Source organism: Streptomyces sp. NBC_00370 (assembly GCF_036084755.1).
In the GTDB taxonomy this organism is placed as follows: Bacteria; Actinomycetota; Actinomycetes; order Streptomycetales; family Streptomycetaceae; genus Streptomyces.
In genome coordinates, this window is sequence record NZ_CP107968.1 from 2,636,679 (window position 1) to 2,657,422 (window position 20,744).

The following is a 20,744-nucleotide window of genomic DNA, read 5'->3' on the forward strand; positions in this document are numbered from 1 at the left end:
GAGGCGCGCGGACGACAATGACTCGGAATCCCCGGACGGACGCGGAGAACAACCGCCGGCACCTCGTCTCGGTCGCCCGCGCGGCCTTCGCCGACGAGGGACTTGAGCTGCCGATGCGGGAGATCGCGCGACGGGCGGGGCTTGGCGTCGCGACCCTCTACCGGCACTTCCCCACGCGCACGGATCTGGTCACCGCCGCGCTCGCCGAGCATGTGGCCGGATGCCGGGCCGACATGCGGGCCGCGCTCGCCGAGCCCGACGCCTGGCGGGCGCTGAGCGGCACGATCAACCGCTTCGCGCAGCGCCAGGTGCGGGACCGGGGGCTGAACGAGGCGCTGTTCGGCTCGCACGAGGCGGCTGCCGCGTTCGCCGAAGACCGCCGCGCGCACGCCCGCGGCCTGGAGCAGCTGGTCGACCGGGCGCGGCGAGCGGGCGCCGTCCGCGCGGGGCTGTCGGTCGAGGACGTACGGGTCGGGCTGACGGCCATCGTCACGTTCCGCGCGCTCCGGCCGGAGAAGGCGGCGGCCTCGACCCAGCGCCTGGTGAACCTCCTCCTGGCCGGTCTCGCCGCGGAACGTGACCCCGCGGGGGACGAACGGCCCTCGCCGCGCATCCCGTGATCGTCAGCCGCACGCACTCAACCCGCGCCCGCTCAACCCGTGACCGCGTCGAAGAACTCGCTCAGCCCGTGATCGCCTCGAAGATGCTGAAGCCCGCCAGCGCCAGCATCACGGCCGCCGCGATCTTGGTGATCAGCCGCAGCGGAACGCGCTTCATCAGCGCCCTGCCGCCCAGGATGCCGAGCGCCGCCACCGCCCACAGGGCCAGTACGGCGCCGATGCCCACCGAGACGGGATTGTCGTAGCGGGCCGCCAGGTTGGCCGTCATGATCTGGGTCAGATCGCCGAACTCGGCGACGAGGATCAGCATGAAGCCCGCCCCCGAGACCTTCCAGAACGACTGGTCGGCGGGGGCCTTGATCTTCTCCTCCTCGTCGTCGTCCTTCTTGAACAGCAGGACGGCGGCGCCCGCCACGAAGAGCACACCCACCACCGCCTCCACCAACCGGTGCGGCAGCAGGGTCAGTACGCTGCCGGCCGCGATGGCGAGCGCGACATGTACGACGAAGGCGGCGGCGATGCCGACGAAGACGTAGGACGCGCGGTACCGCGTCCCCAGCATCAGGGCGGCGAGAGCGGTCTTGTCGGGTAGCTCGGCAAGAAACACGACGCCGAAGACAATTGCCATGACAGTGAAGCTGATCACTGGTCGATTTCCTCTATCGGTCGGGCGTGCCGCACCGAGAGACCGACCGTGAAAAAGGGGTCACTTCGGCACGGCAGCGTCGTCAAACGGACACTGCTGGCCGAAGGTCTCGCTGGCGAGCCGCTGTCGCGGCCGCCTCCGGGCGCCGGCCGGGCGCGAGGCCCAGCAGTATGTCGACGGTTCCGGCGAAGAGCTACTCCCCTTCTGCGCTGAACAGCTTACGTCATGTCCGCCCTCTTGAACTGACGTGTCCATGTCGTCACGCTGTTACCTGGCGCCCATCTCGCGGAAACCCGGCGCCGCCACGCTTGCCCCTGAACGGACAGATTCCCCCCACATCGCCCCCACGCCAAGGGAGTTCGCATGTTCGGTGTCTACGCGCGTCGAGTCAGTGAAGCTCGTGGAGCACGTCGAATACCCCGCACCGCCGTCCTCGCCGCCTCCGCCGCCCTCGCCGCTTCGGCCACCCTGCTCTCCGCACCCTCGGCGCAGGCCGCGCCCCCCACCCCCATCGCGGCGTCCACCGCCCGCACCTACCTCGGCCAGCTGACCGTGCAGGCCGAAGGCTCGTCCAGCGGGTACAGCCGCGACAAGTTCCCGCACTGGATCACCCAGTCCGGCGCCTGCGACACCCGCGAGGTGGTCCTCAAGCGCGATGGCACCAACGTGGTGCAGAGCTCCAGCTGCTCGGCCACCAGCGGCAGTTGGTACTCCGAGTACGACGGCGCCACCTGGTCGGCCGCGTCCGACGTGGACATCGACCACATCGTGCCGCTCTCCGAGGCGTGGAAGTCGGGGGCCAGCGGCTGGACCACGGCGCAGCGCCAGGCCCTCGCCAACGACCTCACCCGGCCGCAGCTCATCGCGGTCACCGACAACGTGAACCAGTCGAAGGGCGACCAGGACCCGGCGAGCTGGCTGCCGTCGCGCACCGCGTACCGGTGCACGTACGTCCGGATGTGGGTGCAGGTCAAGCACTACTACGCGATGACGGTGGACTCGGCGGAGAAGAGCGCGCTGCAGTCGGTCCTCAGCGGCTGCTGACACCGGCTGTTCATCCGAGCTGCCGATCCGGGCGACTGCCGCCCTCCCGGGGGTCCTCCTTCGTACCGTACGGTGCTTCGTGCGACGGAGGAGGGCCACCTATGACCGGGCTACGCCTGGGACCACTGCTGCGGTACGTCGATTGGGACGCCGCGGGCACGGCGACCGTATGGATCGAGGCCGAGCGGCCGTGCACGGCCGAAGTGCGCTGCGCCGACGGCGCGGGCGGATCGTCCCGTACGTTCCAGATCGGCGGCCATCACTACGCGCTGATCCCGGTGACCGGCCTCACGCCGGGCACCACCACGCCCTACGAGGTGCTGCTGGACGAGCAGCCCGTCTGGCCACCGCCGGACTCGCCGTTCCCGCCGAGCGCGATCCGTACGCCCGAGGTGCCGGCCGCCGAGCTGCGCGTCTCCTTCGGCTCCTGCCGCTGGGCGGCGCCCGCCAAGGACGCGCACGACCCCGTGGGCCCCGACGCGCTGGACACCCTCGCGGCGAAGCTGGCCGCCGATCCGGCGGCGCAAAGGCCTGATGTGCTGCTGCTCGTCGGCGACCAGGTCTACGCGGACGAGACGTCGCAGCACACCCAGGAGTGGATGGCCAAGCGCCGCGACCTCGACGAGCCGCCGGGTGCGGAGGTGGCCGACTACCAAGAGTACACGCATCTGTACGACGAGTCCTGGTGCGACCCCGAGGTGCGCTGGCTGCTGTCGACCGTGCCCAGTTGCATGATCTTCGACGACCACGACGTGATAGACGACTGGAACACCAGCGCCTCCTGGCTCGCCGAGATGCGCGAGACGGCCTGGTGGCAGGAGCGGCTGCTGAGCGGCCTCATGTCGTACTGGGTCTACCAGCACCTGGGCAACCTCTCACCGGACGAACTGGCCGCGGACGAGCTGTACGCGGCCGTGCGGGCGGCGCCCGACGGCACCGGTCTGCTGCGGGAGTTCGCCTCCGAGGCGGACCGGGACCCGGAGTGCGTGCGCTGGAGCTACCGGCGGGACTTCGGGCGCACCCGGCTGCTGATGGTGGACTCGCGCGCGGCACGCGTACTGGCCGAGGAGGACCGCGCGATGCTCGACAACGGCGAGTCCCGCTGGGTGCGGGAACAGGCGCTGGACGCGCGCGGTTCCTACGACCACCTGCTGCTCGGTACGTCGCTGCCGTGGCTGCTGCCGCCCGCCATCCACGACGTGGAGAGCTGGGCGACGGCGCTGACCGGCGGCGAGCGCGGCGCGCGGTGGGCGCGGGTCGGCGAATGGATGCGCAGGACGGGCGACCTGGAGCACTGGGCGGCCTTCCCCCGCTCGTTCGAGGAACTGGCGGCGCTGATAGCCGAGGTGGGCAGCGGACCGGACGCGCCTGCGACGGTGTCCGTCCTGTCGGGCGACGTGCACCACGCGTACATCGCCGAGCCGAAGTGGCCGGGCGGCCAGCCGGACGCGCACGTCGTGCAGCTGACGTGTTCGCCGGTGCACAACTCCGTACCCAGCTATATGAAGTTCGGTTTCCGGTTCGGCTGGAGCGGGCTCGGCAGGCGGCTGGGGCGGGTGTTCAAGCGGCACGGCCGCGTGCCGGACACGTCGGTGAACTGGCGCAAGACGGGCGGCCCTTGGTTCGGCAACCAGCTCATGACGCTGACCCTGAGCGGCCGTTCGGCCGGGCTGCGGCTCGACCAGGCCCGTGGCCACGACGACGGCAAGGACAGCGACGGCACCGGCGGCAGCGCCGAACTCGTCACCGTGGACGAAAGGTCCCTCACCTCAGGCTCCTGAACCGCGCGCCGCCGTGTGAAAGCCCTGTGAGGTGGACAACATCATCCCACCGGGTGATCTCGGCCTATTCACACAGGCGTACGCTGTATGGCTGGTAAGCCGTCCCTGCCGCTCCTGCGACATCGCGGCACTGTGACGGGATCGGGGAGACGGAAAGTGCTGGACAGTTTGGGGCCGTTGACGGGCAGCCCATGGATCTACGCGGTCGTTGCCGTCTCCGTACTCCTCGATGTGTTCGTGCCCGTACTGCCCAGCGGCGTCCTGGTGGTGACGGCGGCCACGGCGGCCGCCGCCGGGTCCGACACCGTCGCCGTCGCGGCCGACAAGGTCTCGCATGTGGCGCGGGTGCCGCACGAAGTGCCCTCGCTGCTGATACTCGTGCTGTGCGCGGTCAGTGCTTCCGTGCTGGGCGATCTGGTGGCGTTCCGGCTCGCGCGGATCGGTGGCGACCGGCTCGACCGGGCCATCTCCCGCTCACGCCGGCTGACCAGCGCGCAGGAACGTCTCGGTGCGGCGCTCAGCGCGGGCGGCGGTCTGCTGGTGGTGATCGCCCGGTTCGCCCCCGCGGGGCGCTCCGTGGTGTCCCTGGGGGCCGGTGCGGCCCATCGCAAGGTGCGGGAGTTCCTGCCCTGGTCGGTGCTGGCGGGGGTGGCCTGGACCGCGTACAGCGTGGGGCTCGGCTACTTCGGCGGTCAGTGGCTGGGTGCGAGCTGGGTCGGCACGGCCATCTCCGTACTGGCGCTGTTCGCGGCGGGCACCATCGCGGGCCTGGTCATGCGCCGCCCGGCGGCGCGAGCGGCGCAGGCGGCACGTACCGAACTGGCGACGGCGCCGGTCGCCTAGGCCCTGTCCGGCCCCGAACCGGCCCGGGTGGGCCGGGCTGCTACGACGCGGCTTTCGCCGTCGCGCCCCGTACCTCGATCCCGGCGAGCAGTCGCTCCGTCGCCGCCGTGATCTCCTCGACGGCCTGGTCGAACACCTCGCGGTTGTGCGCCGCGGGCGCGCGGAAGCCGGAGACCTTACGTACGTACTGCAGGGCGGCGGCCCTGATCTCCTCCTCGGTGGCCTCTTCGGGGAGTACGGGCGGGCGGAGGGTCTTGATGCTGCGGCACATACCTCCAGTGTGCCGCGCATGCGCCTCCGCTGTCATGACGCGTGCGCCGCCGCTGTCATGACGGGCCCGGCACGGGTCGCGAACGGCCGGGCCGTCCGCCGGATCACTTCCCCGGCGCCGTGACCGCCGCCGGCGGCGCCGTACTGTCCCGTACCACCAGCCGGGTGCCGAACTCGATGCTGGACTCGGTGTGTTCGGAGCTGCGCAGCCGCAGCAGCATCCGTACCGCCTCCTCCGCCATCGCCACCAGCGGCTGGTCGACGGTCGTCAGCGCGGGGCTCGACCACCGCGCGGGCGGAATGTCGTCGTACCCGACGACCGACAGGTCCCCCGGCACCTGGAGTCCGCGCACCCGGGCCGCCTCCAGCACCCCCAGCGCCTGGAGGTCGCTGCCCGCGAAAATCGCGGTCGGCCGGTCGGGACCCCGCAGCAGTTCGAGCGCGTGGTCGTGTCCCGCCCGTACGTGGAAGTCACCGAATCTGACCAGCGCGGGATCGGTCTCAAGTCCGGCCATGCTCATGGCCGAGCGGAAGCCGTCGAGCCGCGCGAGGGAGCAGAGCATGTCCTCGGGGCCTGTGATGACGGCGATCCTGCGGTGGCCCAGCTCGATGAGATGGCGGGTCGCCGCGAGGCCGCCGGCCCAGTTCGCCGAGCCCACGGACGGTACGTCGGGCTCGGGGTCGCCCGCCGGGTCGACGATGACGAACGGGATGGCCCGGGACCACAGCTTCTTCTTCTGTTCGTCGGGGAGCGTGGAGAAGACCAGGATCACGCCGAGCGGCCGGCGCCGCAGCACCCCTTCGACCCAGTCGGCGCCCGGCGAGTGGCGGGTGCCGGTCTCGGTGAGCACGACGCTCATGCCGTTGGCCTGCGCCACGTTCTGCACACCCCTGATGAGCTGCATGGACCAGGTGCTGTCCAGCTCGTGGAAGACGATCTCGATCAGCGGAGCCTCGGGGGGCGTGGGCGCGGAGCGCCGGTAGCCGTGCTCGTCGAGCAGCTCCTCGACCTTGACCCGGGTCGGCGCCGACACATCGGTCCGTCCGTTGAGAACTTTCGAAACTGTCGAAAGCGACACCCCGGCCTGGGAAGCCACCTGGGCGAGGGTGACTCGACCTGCACTCCTGTCTTCACGCATGGGCTGAAGGATAAGGCACCGAGCCCTGTAACGGTTTGAACGCACAGGAACAAGGCTGTTGACCCATCCACGGCCGGACCTTACGGTCACTCGCCAAGAAGACTTTCGGCAAAGAGGCCGATACTTTCGAGGGGTCGATCGATGAAGTCACGGTTTTCTCGAACTGTCGCAAGCGGCGCCGTCCTGGCGCTGGCACTGAGCCTGGCGGCGTGCGGCGGCGGCAGCGGTTCCGCCGGCGGCAAGGACGAGTTCCACGTACTCGTCTACGGCGACGCGGGCAACAAGGTGGAGAAGCAGATCGTCGCCACCTTCAACAAGACCTCCAAGGTCAAGGCGGTGCTGGACACCATCCCCGGCGCCGACTACCAGCAGAAGCTGCAAACGATCATCAACACCCCGCAGGCCCCCGACGTCTTCTTCAACTGGGGCGGCGGCAGCATCCAGCCGTTCGTCAAGGCGGACCTGCTGCTCCCGCTCGACGACATGATCAAGCAGGACCCGGCGCTCAAGGCCAACTTCCTGCCGTCGGTGTTCAACAGTGCGGCGATCGACGGCAAGGCGTACGGCGTGCCCATGCGCGGCACCCAGCCCGTCCTGCTGTTCAACAACAAGAAGGTGCTCGCCGACGCCGGCGTCCAGCCGCCGCAGACGTGGGACGAGCTGATCGCCGCGGTGAAGAAGCTCAAGGCCAAGGGGGTCACCCCGATCGCCCTCGGCGGCGGCGACCAGTGGCCCACGCTGATGTGGTTCGAGTACCTCTACGACCGGATAGCCGGACCCGGCCTCATCGAGAAGGCCCTGTCGGGCGACAAGAGCGTCTGGGACAGCGCCGACAGCAAGAAGGCGCTCAGCATGCTCAAGGAGCTGGTCGACGCGGGCGGCTTCGGCACCAACTACGACTCGGTGAAGTTCACCGACGGCGGGTCGCCGGCACTGCTGGCGAGCGGCAAGGCGGGCTTCGAGCTGATGGGCTCGTGGGAGTACTCGACCCAGCAGAACGCGGCTCCGGACTTCGCCAAGAACGACCTGGGATACAGCAACTTCCCGAGCGTGCCGGGCGGCAAGGGTGACGCGGCGGACCTCGTCGGCAACACGAACAACTTCTACTCGGTGCTGAAGAAGACCAAGCACGCCGACGACATCGCGAAGTTCCTCAAGCTCATGTACTCCGACGAGTTCGTCAAGGCGCAGCTGGCCGTCGGAAACCTGCCGACCACCACCAACACCGACAAGTTCCTCAGCACCGGCGGCGACCCCGGCTACCTGAAGTACCAGCTCGATCTCGTGGGCAAGGCACCGGCGTTCCAGCTCTCCTGGGACCAGGCGTACACCCAGGACAACAGCACCCCGCTGCACCAGGCCGTGCAGCAGTTCGTGAACGGGCGGCTCGACTCTGGCGGCTTCATCAAGGCCATGCAGGCCCTGAAGACCAGCGGCTGAGCGCGGGGGCGAGCGACGTGAGGCTACCGAAATGACCGAGACGACAGAGGTTCCACCGCTGACGGTGGTGTCGGCGGCGGGGGGCGGGGGCGCCGGGCGCAGGACGGCCAAATCCCGCGCGGGCGGGGGCGGTTCGCGGACGGCCCGCCCCGGCCTCGGCTGGGCGCTGCCCGCCGTGCTGTTCTTCGGACTGTTCGCGATCGTCCCGCTGGTGCTGGTCGCCGTGCTGTCCTTCGCCCGCTGGAACGGCCTGGGCGCACCGGAGTTCGCGGGTTTCGACAACTGGGTCACGCTCTTCCACGACCCGGTGATGATCAAGAGCCTGTGGCTCAGTGTGCTGCTCACCGTGCTCGGCGCCGCCGTACAGACACCCCTGAGTCTGCTGCTCGGCGTGTGGGCCGCCGGGCCGCAGCGTAACCGCGCGGTGCTCGCCGCGATCTTCTTCGTACCACTGCTGCTGTCCGCCACCGCCGTCTCCGTGCTGTGGCGGGCGCTGCTCGACCCCAACTTCGGGGTGCCGGCCCAGGCCAAGTGGCTGTTCGGGGACGGCAATCTGCTGGGGTCGCGCACCGGCGCCATCGGGGTGCTGGTGCTCGTGGGCGCCTGGCAGTTCACGCCGCTGCACACGCTGATCTACCAGGGCGCCACCAAGGCCATCCCCCAGGTGCTCTACCAGGCGGCGGCGATCGACGGGGCCGGCACGCTGCGGCAGTTCTTCCACATCACGCTGCCGCAGCTGCGCAACTCCATCCTCACGTCGGTGATCCTGATGATCGTCGGCGGGCTCACCACCTTCGACACCGTACTGATCCTCACCCAGGGCGGTCCGGGCACCGACACCACCATCAGCGCCTTCTACATGTACCAAAAGGCCTTCAAGGGCTTCGACTTCGGCGCGGGCGCCGCCATCGCCCTGCTGCTGGTCGTCGTCGCCACGGTCATCTCGCTGATCGTGGTGCGGATTTCGGGCTACGACAAAATGGCCGGCACCCAGGAGGGGTTGTGACCCGAAGCCGCCGCGGCTCGCTGAGCCGCCCCAACTACGCAGCGGGCTTCGGTGCGTTGCTCTGGCTGTGCGTGGTCGGTCTGCCGATCTACGTGATGCTCGGCGCCACCGTCCAGACCCGCCCGGACTACAGCGCGAACGGTGCCTTCGCCTTCCCGAAGCACTTCACCCTGTCCAACTACGCCGACGACTTCTCCAGCGGCTTCGGCCAGTACTTCCTCAACACCGCGATCGTCACGGCCAGCGTCGTGGCCATCGTGCTGCTGCTCGTACCGCCGCTGGCCTTCGCGATCGTCCGCAACAGGGGCGTGGCCACCTCGCGGGTCTTCCGGCTCTTCCTGCTGGGCCTGGCCATCCCCGCGCAGGCCGTGATCGTCCCGATGTTCTACGTGATCAGCAAGGTCGGCCTCTACGACAACCTCATCGGCGTCATCCTGCCAACTGCCGCCTTTTGCATGCCGATCTGCGCGCTCATCCTCACCGGCGTGATGCGTGACATCACCGGGGAGCTCTTCGAGGCCATGGCCATCGACGGGGCCACCACCCGGCGCGTCTTCTTCGAGCTGGTCGTCCCGCTGTCCAGGAGCGGGCTCGCGACGATCGTCGTGTTCGCCGCGCTCCAGGCGTGGAACGGCTTCCTCTTCCCCCTCGTACTGACCCAGTCCGAGAACACCAAGGTGCTCACCCTGGGGCTCTACAACTTCCAGACCCAGTACGGCATCGACATCCCCGGGCTGCTGGCCGCAGTGGTGCTCTCCACCCTGCCGGTCCTGCTCGTCTATCTCTTCGCCCGCCGGGCCCTGGTCCAGGGGCTCATGGGCGTCGGAGGAAAGTGAACGACAACGTGACCACTGACATCCGCCGCACCCCCTCCGAGTCCGTCGCCGCGCGCCGGGCCGCGCGAGTGGAGGAGCTCATCGCCGCCATGACACTGGAGGAAAAACTCGCCCAGCTGTACGGGCTGTGGGCGGGCGCCTCCGGCGACGGCGCCGAGGTCGCCCCGCACCAGCACGACAACATGGAGGAGCCGCCCGCCCTCGACGATCTGCTGCCGACCGGGCTCGGACAGCTGACCAGGCCGTTCGGCACGCTGCCCGTCGACCCGGCGCTCGGCGCGCTGTCGCTGCTGCGCACCCAGACGCTGATCGCCGCACAGAATCGTTTCGGCATCCCGGCGCTGGCCCACGACGAATGTCTCGCGGGCTTCGCCGCCTGGGGGGCCACCGCCTACCCCGTACCGCTGTCCTGGGGCGCCGCTTTCGACCCCGCGCTGGTCAGGGAGATGGCGGCGGCGATCGGCACGGACATGCGGTCGGTCGGCGTCCACCAGGGCCTCGCGCCGGTGCTCGACGTCGTACGGGACGCGCGCTGGGGCCGGGTCGAGGAGACGATCGGCGAGGACCCGTACCTGGTGGGGACGACCGCCACCGCGTACGTCCAGGGCCTGGAGTCCGCCGGGATCGTGGCGACGCTGAAGCACTTCGCCGGCTACTCGGCGTCGCGCGCTGGACGTAACCTCGCGCCGGTCAGCATGGGCGCGCGGGAGCGGGCCGACGTCATCCTGCCGCCGTTCGAGATGGCGGTACGGGAGAGCGGCGTACGGTCCGTCATGCACTCGTACAGCGACACGGACGGGATCCCGAGCGCGGCCGACGAGGAACTGCTGACCACGCTGCTCCGGGACACCTGGGGCTTCGAAGGCACGGTCGTGGCGGACTACTTCGGCGTCGCGTTCCTGCACAGCCTGCACGGTGTGGCGGCGGGCCTCGGCGACGCGGCCGCGACCGCGCTGACGGCGGGCGTCGACGTCGAGCTGCCGACGGTGAGCGCCTTCGGGCAGCCGCTGCGGGACACGATCGCGGAGGGCGGGCTCAAGACGGAGTTCGTGGACCGGGCGCTGCGGCGGGTGCTGACGCAGAAGGCGCAGCTGGGGCTGCTGGACCCGGACTGGAGCCCGGTGCCGGCGGCGCTGGGGGACGCGGACGCGTCGCTTCTTGGCGCGGTGGGGGATCCGGGCGTTGGAGAGACGGCCGCCGGTACGGAGACGGGTGTGACGGCTGCCGTTACCGAGGCGGCCGAGCGGCTGCGGGGCACCGTCAGTCTCGACAGCCCGGCGAACCAGGACATCGCCCGCCGACTCGCCGAACAGGCGGTGATCCTGCTGCGCAACGACGGGACGCTGCCGCTGGACCGCCCCGCCAGGATCGCGCTGGTGGGACCGCAGGCCGAGGTCCCCACGGCGGTGCTCGGCTGCTACTCCTTCCCCGTCCACATCGGGTCCCAGCACCCGGGAACACCGGCCGGCATCGCGCTGCCCACGCTGCGTGAGGCGCTGGCGGCCGAGTTCCCCGGCAGCGAACTCGTCACCGCGCCGGGCGCCGGCATCGACACCCCCGAGACGGACGGTTTCGCCGCCGCCGTCGAGGCCGCGCGCGACGCCGATGTGGTCATCGCGGCGCTGGGCGACCGGGCCGGGCTCTTCGGCCGGGGCACGAGCGGTGAGGGATGCGACGCCGAGAGTCTGGAACTGCCGGGCGTACAGCAGCAGTTGCTGGACGCGCTGCTGGACTCCGGTACGCCGGTGGTGGTGACGCTGCTGGCCGGCCGGCCCTACGCGCTCGGCCGGGCGGCGGACGAGGCGGCGGCGATCGTCCAGTCGTTCTTCCCGGGCCAGGAGGGCACGCCCGCCGTCGCCGGGGTGCTCGGCGGCCGGATCAACCCGTCGGGCCGGCTGCCGGTGAGCGTCCCGCGCCTCGCGGGCGCCCAGCCGTCGACGTACCTCGCGGCGCCGCTGGGGCGCGCGGGCGGGGTCTCCAACATCGACCCGACGCCGGCCTTCGGCTTCGGGCACGGGCTGACGTACACCTCGTTCGCCTGGTCGGACCTGACGGTCGCGGAGGGGACGACCGCTACGGACGGCGCGCTGGAGCTGGCCTTCACGGTCAGCAACACCGGTGAGCGGACGGGCGTCGAGGTGGTCCAGCTGTATCTGCACGACCCGGTGGCGTCGGTGGTCCAGCCGGTGCAACGGCTGGTCGGGTACGCGCGGGTCGAGCTGGCCCCGGGACAGACGGCCAGGATCGGCGTACGCGCCCCCGCCGACCTCGCGTCCTTCACCGGGCGCGACGGCCGGCGGATCGTGGAGCCGGGCGAGTTGGAGCTGCGGCTCGGCGCGTCGAGTGCGGACGTACGGCTCACGGCGCGCTGGCTGCTGAGCGGGCCGGTACGGCGGGTGGACCACACGCGCGAACTGCACACGCGCATCACGGTCGAGAGCTGAGGGACGTGTAACGCCGTTGCCGCGCTGGGGTCGTTCCATGGGCCTCAGCGCGGGAACCGGCAATCCGTCGCCCCGACGCCTCGTGCGGCGAGCGTTACGGCGAACTGCCGCCGTGGCGAATACTCGACAATTCCCTGCGGGGAATCGTCCGGGGGCCGCGGGTCGGGTAGACCGGAGGTGTGATCAACCAGTCGAAACACGGACATGCCCCCGGCGGGCACGGCACCGGCGCTCATGGCCCTGGCACTCGTGGCCCCGGGGCTCATGGCACCGGCACTCATGACACCGCTCGGGAGGGCTTCGCGGGCGCCCTGCGCGAGTGGCGTGCGCGCAGGCGGCTGAGCCAGCTGGAGCTCGCCCTGCGCGCCGGGACGACCCAGCGTCATCTGAGCTTCATCGAGAGCGGCCGTTCCGTACCGGGCCGGGCCATGGTGGTGCGGCTGGCGGAGTCGCTTGACCTGCCGTTCCGCGAGCGTAACGGCCTGCTGCTCGCCGCCGGTTACGCCCCGGCGTACCGGGAGACGCCGTTCGACGATCCCCGGCTCGACCCGGTGCGTACGGCGCTGGAGGGCATCCTTGAGGGGCATCTGCCGTGTCCGGCCGTGCTCGCCGACCGGCATTTCGACCTGGTCTCGGCCAATGCCGCCTTCCACGCGCTGATCGCGGGCGTGGCGCCCGACCTGCTCGTACCGCCGGTGAGCGTGCCCCGGCTGATGCTGCACCCGCGCGGGCTGGCGGGTCGGATCGTCAATCTCGACGAGTGGGCGTGGCATGTGATCGACGCCCTGGCGGGCGAGGCGATACGGAACCCCGACGACCGGCTCGACGCGCTCACGGAGGAGCTGACGGCCCTGGTGCCGGACCGGCCGGCGGGGCCGGGCCCCGGGTATCTGGGTGCGGCGGTACCGCTGCGAATACGGCCGGGGGTCGAGGGGAGGAGCGCCGGGGAGCTGCGCCTGCTGACGACCCTGACCAGATTCGGAACGGCGGACGACGTGACGGTCGCCGAGCTGAAGCTGGAGGCGTTCCTGCCGGCGGACGAGGCGACGGCCGCGTATCTGCGGGAGGTACGGCTGCCCGAAACCTTGTGAGGACCGGATGTCACACTCCCGGCCCCGGGACACTCTCAGGGTGTGTCAAGCGACCACGGCGACAGGGAGGACCCGATGTCCGAGACTCCAGCGGCGGACCACCACACCCACGAAGGGGCCGCGGACGCGGCGACCTCGGTGTTCGTCGACAACCGGGAGCTGCTGTTCTCGCTCGTGTACAACATGCTCAGCAGCGTCGCCGACACGGAGGACGTGCTGCAAGAGGCCTGGCTGGCGTGGGTGGCCAGATCGACGGCGCCGGACGCCGAGCCCATCGAGAACCCGCGCGCCTATCTGGTGCGGATCGCGGTGAACGGAGCCCTCGCCCGACAGGCGGCGATCAAGCGCCGCCGCGAGACGTATGTGGGCCCCTGGCTGCCCGAGCCGCTCGTCACGTCCCTCGCCGAGCCGAAGGACCCGGTGGCGGCGGGCGACGCGGCGGAAGCCGTCGAACGCGCCGAGTCGGTGTCGCTGGCGCTGCTGGTGGTTCTGGAGACCCTCACGCCGCTTGAGCGGGCGGTCTTCGTACTGCACGAGGTGTTCGGGTACCAGCACGCGGAGACCGCCGAGATCCTCGGCCGCACGCCCGCCGCCGTACGCCAGCTCGCCCACCGCGCACGGGAACACGTCCAGGCCCGCCGTCCCCGCTACCGGGCCGATCCCCGGCTGCGGCAGCAGGTGACCGAGCGGTTCGTGTCGGCTGCCTTCGGCGGCGATCTGGAAGAACTGCTGCAGATGCTCGCGCCCGACGTGACGCTGTGGAGCGACGGCGGCGGCAAGTCCTCGGCCGGCGGCCCGCGGCCCGTTCACGGCCGCGACAAGGTCGCCCGGGTCCTGCTCGCGGGCGCCCGCAAGGCGGCGGACAACACCCGCGTCAGCTATCGGCAGGTCAACGGTGACCCGTCGGCGCTGGTGTTCCACGGCGATATGCCGTTCGCCGTGATGGTCCTCGATCTGACGGAGGACGGCGCGCAGGTGAGCGACATCTACAACATCAGCAACCCCGACAAGCTTTCCGGAGTGGAAGCCGAAGAAGGGCCCGCCTCATGACCACCACGACCGCACGGCGACTCGCCCCGGGCGACAGGGTCGCACCACGCGAACTGACCACGATCCTCGGCGCCGCCGCGCCACTGCCGGCCGCCGACGGACTGACCCATCTGCAGTTCCGGCGCTTCGCCGGCTGCCCCGTCTGCAATCTGCATCTGCACGCGCTGGCGCAGCGCCACGACGAGATCAGCGCTGCGGGAATCCACGAGATCGTGGTGTTCCACTCCACGGTCGAGGAAATGCTCCCCCACCAGGGCAGCCTCCCGTTCGCTGCCGTCGCGGACCCGGAGAAGAAGCTGTACGCCGCCTTCGGCGTCGAGGCGTCGCCGAGGGCGGTCCTGCACCCCAAGGTCTGGCTGGGCGGCGTACTGGCCACCCGCTCCGTCCTACGCGGCCTGCGCGCGGGCCGCCGCCCCGGACCGGCGAAGGGCGAGACGATCCTGGGTCTGCCGGCGGACTTCCTGATTGCGCCGGACGGCGGGGTACGCGCCGCGCACTACGGCAAGCACGCGAACGACCAGTGGGGGGTGGAGGAACTACTGAACCTGGCGGCGGCCCACCGCTGACGCACCCCTGCCCTGGCCCTGGCCCTGGAAGGGAGAGTGCCTAGAAGGGAGTGGCCCCACTCCCGGAGACCCGCAGCCGTCCGCTCCCGATGGCGGTGTGCGTGGCGACGACGGCCCCCTCGCGCCCGTCGGGGAGCCGGATCGTCACGTCGTCCTCCTCCATATGCATGAAGAAGTCGTCGGCGGTGTCGTCGGTCTGCACGCTCCCGCCCCACTGCTGGACCTGCCCCGAAAGGCTGGCGCTGAGCGTGGCGTGGACTGACATCTCGGAGCCGCCGGCGACGAGTGTCGCGGGGCCCTGGTAGTTGCTCATACCGTAAGTGTGCGCTCTCGGAAAGCGGCCCAGGCACGCAAGACGACGCCGAACACCCCCGGCCGTCATTCCATGCCACGTTTACCGGGTGCCCAGAAGGGCTTGGTGAGCACGGCCCGCCGGTCCCAGCCCCGCTCCCGGACGAGCACCTGCCGCACCAGCTGGACGGTACGGGCCTCCCCGGCGACATAGGCGGCGCCACCCGCCGGATCAGGCAGCTGCAGCCGCCGAACGGCATCGACAAGCGCCGCCGACCCGGCGGCGCCGGCGTCACCACGCACGAGCCACGACAACCGCCCGGCATGCGCGAGCGGCAGCCGGTCGGCCTCGGTGGCCGTCTCTATACAGCCGTGGACGACATCGGCGTCCGGCAGGGCGGCAAGCATGGGCCCGAAGGCCACGGACGCGGTCTCCTCGCCGACGAAGACATGGTGCGAAGCGCCGTCCCGAAGCACCAACGGCCCTTCGGGCTTCCCGAAGTACACCGTCTCCCCCACCTCCACCCCCCGCCCCCACCGCGCCCCGGGCCCGTCACCGCCGTGGTCGAACACGCAGAGATGAACGACCCCTTCGGGGTCGTACCGCCAGACCGAATAGGTACGCCGGGTGGTCAACCCGTCCACGTGAACGCGCACTTGCTGCCCGGCCCGATAAGCCAACCCCACCAACCCACCCCCCGAAACCCGAACCCGCCGCATCCGCGCGGCCACAACCTCAACCTCCGTAACAACGCCCCGCACACTGACCAACCCAAGAACCCGCTGACGCACCCGTACTCGCTCGCTCGGCATGCGCCCAGAGTAGGGAACGACGCCGAGACGGGCAGCCGATCCCTACGATGACCTGATGCATGAGCAGGCCAACACCCCGGCCCCCACCGCCCGTCTCACCTTCCGCCGGATGACGGCGGACGACCTCGACGACATGGCCGCACTCCTGGGCGACCCGTTCGTGATGCGCTACTACCCGCACCCCAAGGACCGTGCCGAAGCACTGTCCTGGATCGAGTGGAACGAACGCCTCTACCGGGAGGTGGGCCACGGGCTCTGGCTGCTCACGGACCGCGACACGGGCGCATTCGTCGGCGAATGCGGACTGACGCCCCAACTGATCGAGGGAACGACCGACATCGAGATCGGCTACCACATCCGCACGGACCTCCAGGGCCGCGGCTACGCCACCGAAGCGGCAGCAGCCTGCCGCGACCACGCCCGCGACGCCCTCGGCACGAAGCGGCTCATCGCGATCATCCATCCGGCCAACACCCCGTCCCAACGGGTGGCCGAGAAAACAGGCCTGGCCCACGAACGCGACGCCATCTCCCGCTCAGGCCTCCCGGTCCGCCTGTACTCGACAGCCCTCTGAATGGCATGTGCCCGGCCCCAGTTGGCCACGTACCGTGTGCGTATGAGCGACGACCACCGCATGCGCCGCCTCGTCGTAGGTGACATCACCTGGCTCTGGACGGTCCGGCAGCGGGTCAAGCCCCACTACGAGGATTGCCGCCTCACACTCTCGCTGTACCCCGAGGGCACACGGCGCCGACTGGCCCTGGTCTTTCGACCGAGCGCGGACCGGATCATCTCGAACTCGTACTTCGATTCCGGCGCCTTGATACGTCTCCCGGACCGCAGCTACCTGAACCTCCACGCCCCCGGCACAGTTCGCCGCCTCCTGGACGCGGCGACTCCGACCATCGACGTCTTCGCGTCCGGTCCGGTGATCGAAGCGGACGGCTGGCCGTACTTCGACGCGGTAGTCACGGCGTAGACCGACGCAATCGATCCGCCCACCGTTAAGAACGGCGAACCCCGGCATACATTGACGGGGTGATCCGAGCAGCCATCTTCGACATCGGCGAGACCCTCATCAGTGACACCCGCTACTGGGCATCGTGGGCCGACTGGCTCGGCGTCCCCCACCACACGATGTCGGCCCTCGTCGGGGCCGTCGTAGCCCAGGGCCGCGACAACTCGGACGCACTACGCATGATCAAGCCGGGCATCGACGTCAATGCCGAGTACAAAGCCCGGGAGGCAGCAGGCCGAGGCGAGTACCTCGACGAGTCGGACCTCTACCCGGACGTACGCCCGGCCCTGGCAGGCCTCCAGGCCCTCGGCATCCGTGTCGTCCTCGCCGGAAACCAAACAGTCAAAGCCGGCAAGCTGCTCCGCGCCCTCGACCTGCCCGCCGACGTCATCGCCACATCCGGCGACTGGGGATGCGCGAAACCGGACCCCGAGTTCTTCGCCCGAGCCATCGCCGCAGCAGAAGTACCGCCCCACGAAGCGGTCTACGTGGGTGACCACCCCCAGAACGACCTCACCCCGGCCATCCAAGCGGGCCTACGAACAGCCCACATCCGGCGGGGAGCCCTAGGCCATCTCTGGGCCGACGACCCCGACGTGATCGCGTCGGCCGACTGGCGAATCAACACCCTCACCGAACTAGTCCCCGCCCTCACCCCCTGAGCCGTTGCAAAGCAAGAAAAGAGGACTGTACATGGCACGCCCCAGGGCGTTCATCAGTTTCCAGATGGAAGATCGCTGGGCTCGCGATTTCCTGAAGGAGCACGCCCGCAACCTCAACAACGAGGTTGAATTTATCGACTTCTCGGTGCAAGACCCGTTCGATTCCTCATGGAAAACCCAGTGCAAGCTCAGAATCGCTCAATCCATGGGCACGATCGTCCTGGTCGGACCAACGACCTACGAGTCCGAGGCTGTCGAGTGGGAGATCAAGGAATCAAATGATCAAAATCACCATATTTTCGGAATCCAGATCAACGCCGACGCAACACACAGGATTCCGCACGGCCTCCCCGCCTCGAACGTCATCCGATGGGATTTCTCGCAGATCTCTTCCCTGTTGGCCACTTGGGTGTGACGCATGAATTACCTGGAGAACATCGCCACAGCCATCAGGTCCGAGATACCCGCCTCGGCCCTTCCCTCGGGCGACTTGGACGACCTGTTCAATCTCTACGCAGTTCTCGCTCTGGCGAAGGGCGTCGATGTCACCGCGTCGGACGTCCATGACGCATGGTCTTCGTGGCAGATACGACGAGATCCCTCCCACGCATCCATCACGCCCTTCGACCAGCTCACCGTCGCCGTACAAGGCCAGGACGCCGTCTTCGTCCGGGCCATCCGGACCGTGGCGAGCCGTACCACCTCGGTCGACCGAGTCGGCAACGCCCTGCTTCCGTACGGAGCCCCGTCCACGCCGGAGGAAACCGAGCGACTCTTCGAGCTGTACAAGATCATGGTGCAAAGCTCAGAGACCCTCGTGGACCGCAGGCAAGGCGTCAACACGTTCTTCCTCACCGTGAACGGCGCCATCCTGACCGGTCTCGGATTCTTCATCAAGGCCGGCGGTGAAGCCGAGCTCAAGGCTGTCGGCGTTCTTTTGATTTCCATAACAGGACTCATTCTGGCCCACGCATGGAGAAGCTTAATTTCGTCTTACGGTCAACTTAACACCGGAAAATTCGCGGTGATAAACCGCATCGAAAGATATCTACCTGCCTCCATCTTCTACGCCGAGTGGGAGGCACTCGAAAGAGGAGAGAATCCCCGCGTATACCGCGCCTCGACGTCACGGGAGATCTGGGCACCAAAGCTACTCATGGCCCTCTACGGGCTGGCCGCCATCGGCTCCTCTTTGGTGGCCGGCGGTGTCTGGAAAATCTAACGGACCACCGCCCCCGCCTCCCGGGCCCGTCTTCCTCGGCTCCACCAAGTTCGCCCCTTACGTCGCAACCACGTATGGCTGTGAGTCGCTTCTGTTCGTGCCTGCCTACGAACGCACCACCGGTCACGCGTGGCAGCGACAGACGAGCTACTGCTGCGAGTCCCACTCCACCCCGGACGGGCAGCCCCAACTCCGCTTCCGAGATTCGATCTCACTTCGTGCGAACTGCCATCAACGTTGGACGTCAGGCGGACGTTCTCCTGGGCCGGCAAGCGCAGGTGCCCCGCTTCTGTGGTCATCCCATCGGCGCGGCCCGGACCCAGCCAGCCGATGATGTCCACACGATGACCGAGCTGTCGCTTGCCGTTGTCGACAGCCATATTCCGTCAATGCCCGACGGCAAGGTAGGGGCAAACGATGGAAGTACTACTCCATGGCTCAAAGGGAGCGCTTCCATGTACTCCCACCCGTAGATGAGGAAGGCGTGCCTTTCGTCAGCGTCCGCTGCTGCCAGCTGCTTGCGTAGCTTGGCCATAGCCCGTCCGCATATCAGCTCACAAGCAGATGAAACAGCCTGGTCTATCTCTGGTACGCCTCCGCCCCACGCCGCCGGCATCACGTAGTAGCCCAGTGGATGCTTCTCTGTCTGAGGTACGCAGAACACCGCGTCGATTCCGAGTTGCTCGAACTCCAGGAGCAGCGCGACATCGTGCTGCCAAAAGTGATGCGCCGTACTTGGGGTGGCCCCACTTGTCTCCAGCTCAACGAGTAGCGAGGGAATGCGCACCAGCGCGCGCTTCCACTTCTTCTCTCGTACGAGATGGACGGTCCACGAATAAGCCAGGTCCGAACGAAGCGTGTACCCGAGCTGGCTCGACTTGCTGTCGGCAGCGCGGTGGCTCGGGTCCACGATGAGTTTGACCTCAACAGCGATGATCCGTCTCTCGTAGGTCAGGAGCAGGTCGCACGCTCCCTGTCGGCCGCCTGTGTCGTTTAGCTCGACCTGCACGCCCAGCGTGCGACTGATGCACCTACTGGCAAGCTGAGCGGCGACGTCCGTCTTCTGTCCCGGCATGGCACGACGATACGAGGGGTGTAGGCCCGAGTGCATGAGGTTTGCGGTCAGTCACTGACCGGGAGCTGCGGCACGCGCCGCACTTGCGCGACGCCTTGACGAAGTCAGAAAATTCTGACCCACCGTCGCTTTTGGCCGGTTGCAAGTTGCCAGCTATGCAGACGGCACGCACTACCGAGAGACGCAACATCGGTGCACTGGCGTGCGACCTACTATCGCGATGACAGCCGCTCAGCGACGGCTGCCGAGGCCGTCGAGCGCGGTCAGGGCTGTGGGCCAGGGGTAGGGGTTCTTCTCGCCCGAGTCGTGCGGCTTGAAGCCTGCCTCGCCGTACAGGACCGTCACGCCCATGTCCCGCAACTCGGCCACGCTTCGGTCGAATTGGTTGTGGCGTACGTAGGCCGAGTTCACGCATGGCATCGTCACGATCGGGATGCCCTTTCCGATGCCCTCCGCGACCACGCCGACCACGAACTTGCTTGTCAGTCCGAGTGCCCACTCGTTGATCGTGTTGAAGGTCGCCGGCGCTACGAGGATCGCGTCGGCGGGGGGCCATACGTCCGGTTCGCCCGGCAGTTTGTACTCGGACCGGACCGGGCCGCCGGTCAGTCGTTCCAGCTCCGTCAGTTGTGGGTTCAGCCAGCGGGCCGCTGTCGGAGTCAGTCCGAGCCGTACGTCCCAGCCCTTCGTCTGCGCATCGGTGATCACCTGCGCCACATCGAATACGGGCGGGGCGGCCGACCCGAAGAGGTACAGCGTCCGTGAAGTCATTGGCGTATCGCACCACATGAAGTCGGCCCGAGTACCGTTTCGGATGACGCGTCAGGAACGGAGGCCCCGCATGCCTATGCCCGACGAGGAGCACACAGGCACTCGCATCAGGGAGC

23 protein-coding genes are annotated in these 20,744 nt (G+C 69.0%); 16 read left to right on the top strand and 7 right to left on the bottom strand.

Going from position 1 to position 20,744, the window contains the following annotated elements:
* Positions 1-17: 17 nt before the first annotated feature.
* On the top strand, positions 18-620 hold the full coding sequence (locus OHS57_RS11550) for a TetR/AcrR family transcriptional regulator (RefSeq protein ID WP_328581861.1): 603 nt from the start codon (positions 18-20) through the stop codon (positions 618-620).
* A gap of 61 nt (positions 621-681) precedes the next feature.
* Here OHS57_RS11550 and OHS57_RS11555 read toward each other — a convergent pair whose 3' ends face one another.
* On the bottom strand, positions 682-1,266 hold the full coding sequence (locus OHS57_RS11555; RefSeq protein WP_041990225.1) for a TMEM165/GDT1 family protein: 585 nt from the start codon (positions 1,264-1,266) through the stop codon (positions 682-684).
* A gap of 363 nt (positions 1,267-1,629) precedes the next feature.
* Here OHS57_RS11555 and OHS57_RS11560 point away from each other — a divergent pair, with 363 nt between their 5' ends.
* The 3 genes from OHS57_RS11560 (at position 1,630) to OHS57_RS11570 (ending at position 4,934) form a co-directional block, all read left to right on the top strand.
* Complete coding sequence (locus OHS57_RS11560; protein ID WP_041990222.1) at positions 1,630-2,310, top strand: HNH endonuclease family protein; 681 nt, start codon at positions 1,630-1,632, stop codon at positions 2,308-2,310.
* Between the two features lie 101 nt (positions 2,311-2,411).
* Positions 2,412-4,091 (top strand): alkaline phosphatase D family protein, encoded by a 1,680-nt coding sequence (locus tag OHS57_RS11565; RefSeq protein WP_041990220.1) that lies wholly within the window; start codon positions 2,412-2,414, stop codon positions 4,089-4,091.
* 156 nt (positions 4,092-4,247) lie between these two features.
* Positions 4,248-4,934: a DedA family protein gene (locus OHS57_RS11570; protein WP_041990218.1), complete on the top strand. Its 687-nt coding sequence runs from the start codon at positions 4,248-4,250 to the stop codon at positions 4,932-4,934.
* 40 nt (positions 4,935-4,974) lie between these two features.
* Here the strand turns inward: OHS57_RS11570 and OHS57_RS11575 are convergent, their stop codons facing one another.
* Positions 4,975-5,205, bottom strand: coding sequence for a DUF2277 domain-containing protein (locus OHS57_RS11575; protein WP_041990216.1), 231 nt, complete (start codon positions 5,203-5,205; stop codon positions 4,975-4,977).
* A gap of 103 nt (positions 5,206-5,308) precedes the next feature.
* Entirely contained in the window at positions 5,309-6,343 is a 1,035-nt protein-coding gene (locus OHS57_RS11580; protein WP_078863666.1) for a LacI family DNA-binding transcriptional regulator, read from the bottom strand.
* 141 nt (positions 6,344-6,484) lie between these two features.
* On the opposite strand from OHS57_RS11580, the gene OHS57_RS11585 reads away from it, so the two are divergent.
* The 7 genes from OHS57_RS11585 to OHS57_RS11615 all read left to right on the top strand — a co-directional run bounded on the left by OHS57_RS11585 (position 6,485) and on the right by OHS57_RS11615 (position 14,776).
* On the top strand, positions 6,485-7,783 hold the full coding sequence (locus OHS57_RS11585) for an ABC transporter substrate-binding protein (RefSeq protein WP_328581862.1): 1,299 nt from the start codon (positions 6,485-6,487) through the stop codon (positions 7,781-7,783).
* Positions 7,784-7,814: 31 nt separating this feature from the next.
* Positions 7,815-8,789 carry a carbohydrate ABC transporter permease gene (locus OHS57_RS11590; protein WP_328581863.1) on the top strand — a complete coding sequence of 325 codons (975 nt, stop codon included), beginning with the start codon at positions 7,815-7,817 and terminating at the stop codon, positions 8,787-8,789.
* On the top strand, positions 8,786-9,625 hold the full coding sequence (locus OHS57_RS11595; protein ID WP_328581864.1) for a carbohydrate ABC transporter permease: 840 nt from the start codon (positions 8,786-8,788) through the stop codon (positions 9,623-9,625). The genes OHS57_RS11590 and OHS57_RS11595 overlap by 4 nt, the downstream gene beginning before the upstream one ends.
* The gene (locus tag OHS57_RS11600) at positions 9,622-12,069 is read left to right on the top strand and encodes a beta-glucosidase family protein (RefSeq protein WP_443042874.1); all 2,448 of its coding nucleotides are present in this window, start codon (positions 9,622-9,624) and stop codon (positions 12,067-12,069) included. Before OHS57_RS11595 ends, OHS57_RS11600 begins: the two co-directional genes overlap by 4 nt.
* Before the next feature lie 311 nt (positions 12,070-12,380).
* Positions 12,381-13,160 carry a helix-turn-helix domain-containing protein gene (locus tag OHS57_RS11605; protein ID WP_328585044.1) on the top strand — a complete coding sequence of 260 codons (780 nt, stop codon included), beginning with the start codon at positions 12,381-12,383 and terminating at the stop codon, positions 13,158-13,160.
* Positions 13,161-13,235: 75 nt separating this feature from the next.
* A complete protein-coding gene (sigJ, locus tag OHS57_RS11610; protein WP_328581865.1) occupies positions 13,236-14,210 on the top strand; it encodes an RNA polymerase sigma factor SigJ in 975 nt (324 codons plus the stop codon).
* The gene (locus OHS57_RS11615; RefSeq protein WP_328581866.1) at positions 14,207-14,776 is read left to right on the top strand and encodes a peroxiredoxin-like family protein; all 570 of its coding nucleotides are present in this window, start codon (positions 14,207-14,209) and stop codon (positions 14,774-14,776) included. The genes sigJ and OHS57_RS11615 overlap by 4 nt, the downstream gene beginning before the upstream one ends.
* A 40-nt stretch (positions 14,777-14,816) precedes the next feature.
* On the opposite strand, the gene OHS57_RS11620 is transcribed toward OHS57_RS11615, so the two are convergent.
* Both OHS57_RS11620 and OHS57_RS11625 read right to left on the bottom strand, forming a co-directional pair.
* Positions 14,817-15,089, bottom strand: a complete 273-nt coding sequence (locus OHS57_RS11620; RefSeq protein ID WP_041990201.1) for a DUF4873 domain-containing protein — start codon at positions 15,087-15,089, stop codon at positions 14,817-14,819.
* Positions 15,090-15,154: 65 nt separating this feature from the next.
* Positions 15,155-15,703, bottom strand: a complete 549-nt coding sequence (locus tag OHS57_RS11625; protein ID WP_328581867.1) for a siderophore-interacting protein — start codon at positions 15,701-15,703, stop codon at positions 15,155-15,157.
* A gap of 232 nt (positions 15,704-15,935) precedes the next feature.
* Here OHS57_RS11625 and OHS57_RS11630 point away from each other — a divergent pair, with 232 nt between their 5' ends.
* Genes OHS57_RS11630 through OHS57_RS11650 form a run of 5 tightly spaced genes read left to right on the top strand, consistent with a single transcriptional unit; the run spans position 15,936 to position 18,782 of the window.
* Positions 15,936-16,454, top strand: coding sequence for a GNAT family N-acetyltransferase (locus OHS57_RS11630; RefSeq protein WP_041990196.1), 519 nt, complete (start codon positions 15,936-15,938; stop codon positions 16,452-16,454).
* A 42-nt stretch (positions 16,455-16,496) separates the two neighbouring features.
* On the top strand, positions 16,497-16,859 hold the full coding sequence (locus tag OHS57_RS11635; protein ID WP_328581868.1) for a hypothetical protein: 363 nt from the start codon (positions 16,497-16,499) through the stop codon (positions 16,857-16,859).
* Positions 16,860-16,918: 59 nt separating this feature from the next.
* The gene (locus OHS57_RS11640; protein ID WP_328581869.1) at positions 16,919-17,560 is read left to right on the top strand and encodes an HAD family hydrolase; all 642 of its coding nucleotides are present in this window, start codon (positions 16,919-16,921) and stop codon (positions 17,558-17,560) included.
* Positions 17,561-17,591: 31 nt separating this feature from the next.
* Positions 17,592-17,975: a TIR domain-containing protein gene (locus OHS57_RS11645; protein WP_041990193.1), complete on the top strand. Its 384-nt coding sequence runs from the start codon at positions 17,592-17,594 to the stop codon at positions 17,973-17,975.
* Between the two features lie 3 nt (positions 17,976-17,978).
* Positions 17,979-18,782 carry a RipA family octameric membrane protein gene (locus tag OHS57_RS11650; RefSeq protein ID WP_328581870.1) on the top strand — a complete coding sequence of 268 codons (804 nt, stop codon included), beginning with the start codon at positions 17,979-17,981 and terminating at the stop codon, positions 18,780-18,782.
* Positions 18,783-19,077: 295 nt separating this feature from the next.
* Here OHS57_RS11650 and OHS57_RS11655 read toward each other — a convergent pair whose 3' ends face one another.
* Both OHS57_RS11655 and OHS57_RS11660 read right to left on the bottom strand, forming a co-directional pair.
* A complete protein-coding gene (locus OHS57_RS11655; protein ID WP_328581871.1) occupies positions 19,078-19,857 on the bottom strand; it encodes a hypothetical protein in 780 nt (259 codons plus the stop codon).
* Positions 19,858-20,088: 231 nt separating this feature from the next.
* The gene (locus OHS57_RS11660) at positions 20,089-20,628 is read right to left on the bottom strand and encodes a flavoprotein (RefSeq protein WP_328581872.1); all 540 of its coding nucleotides are present in this window, start codon (positions 20,626-20,628) and stop codon (positions 20,089-20,091) included.
* Between the last annotated feature and the right edge of the window lie 116 nt (positions 20,629-20,744).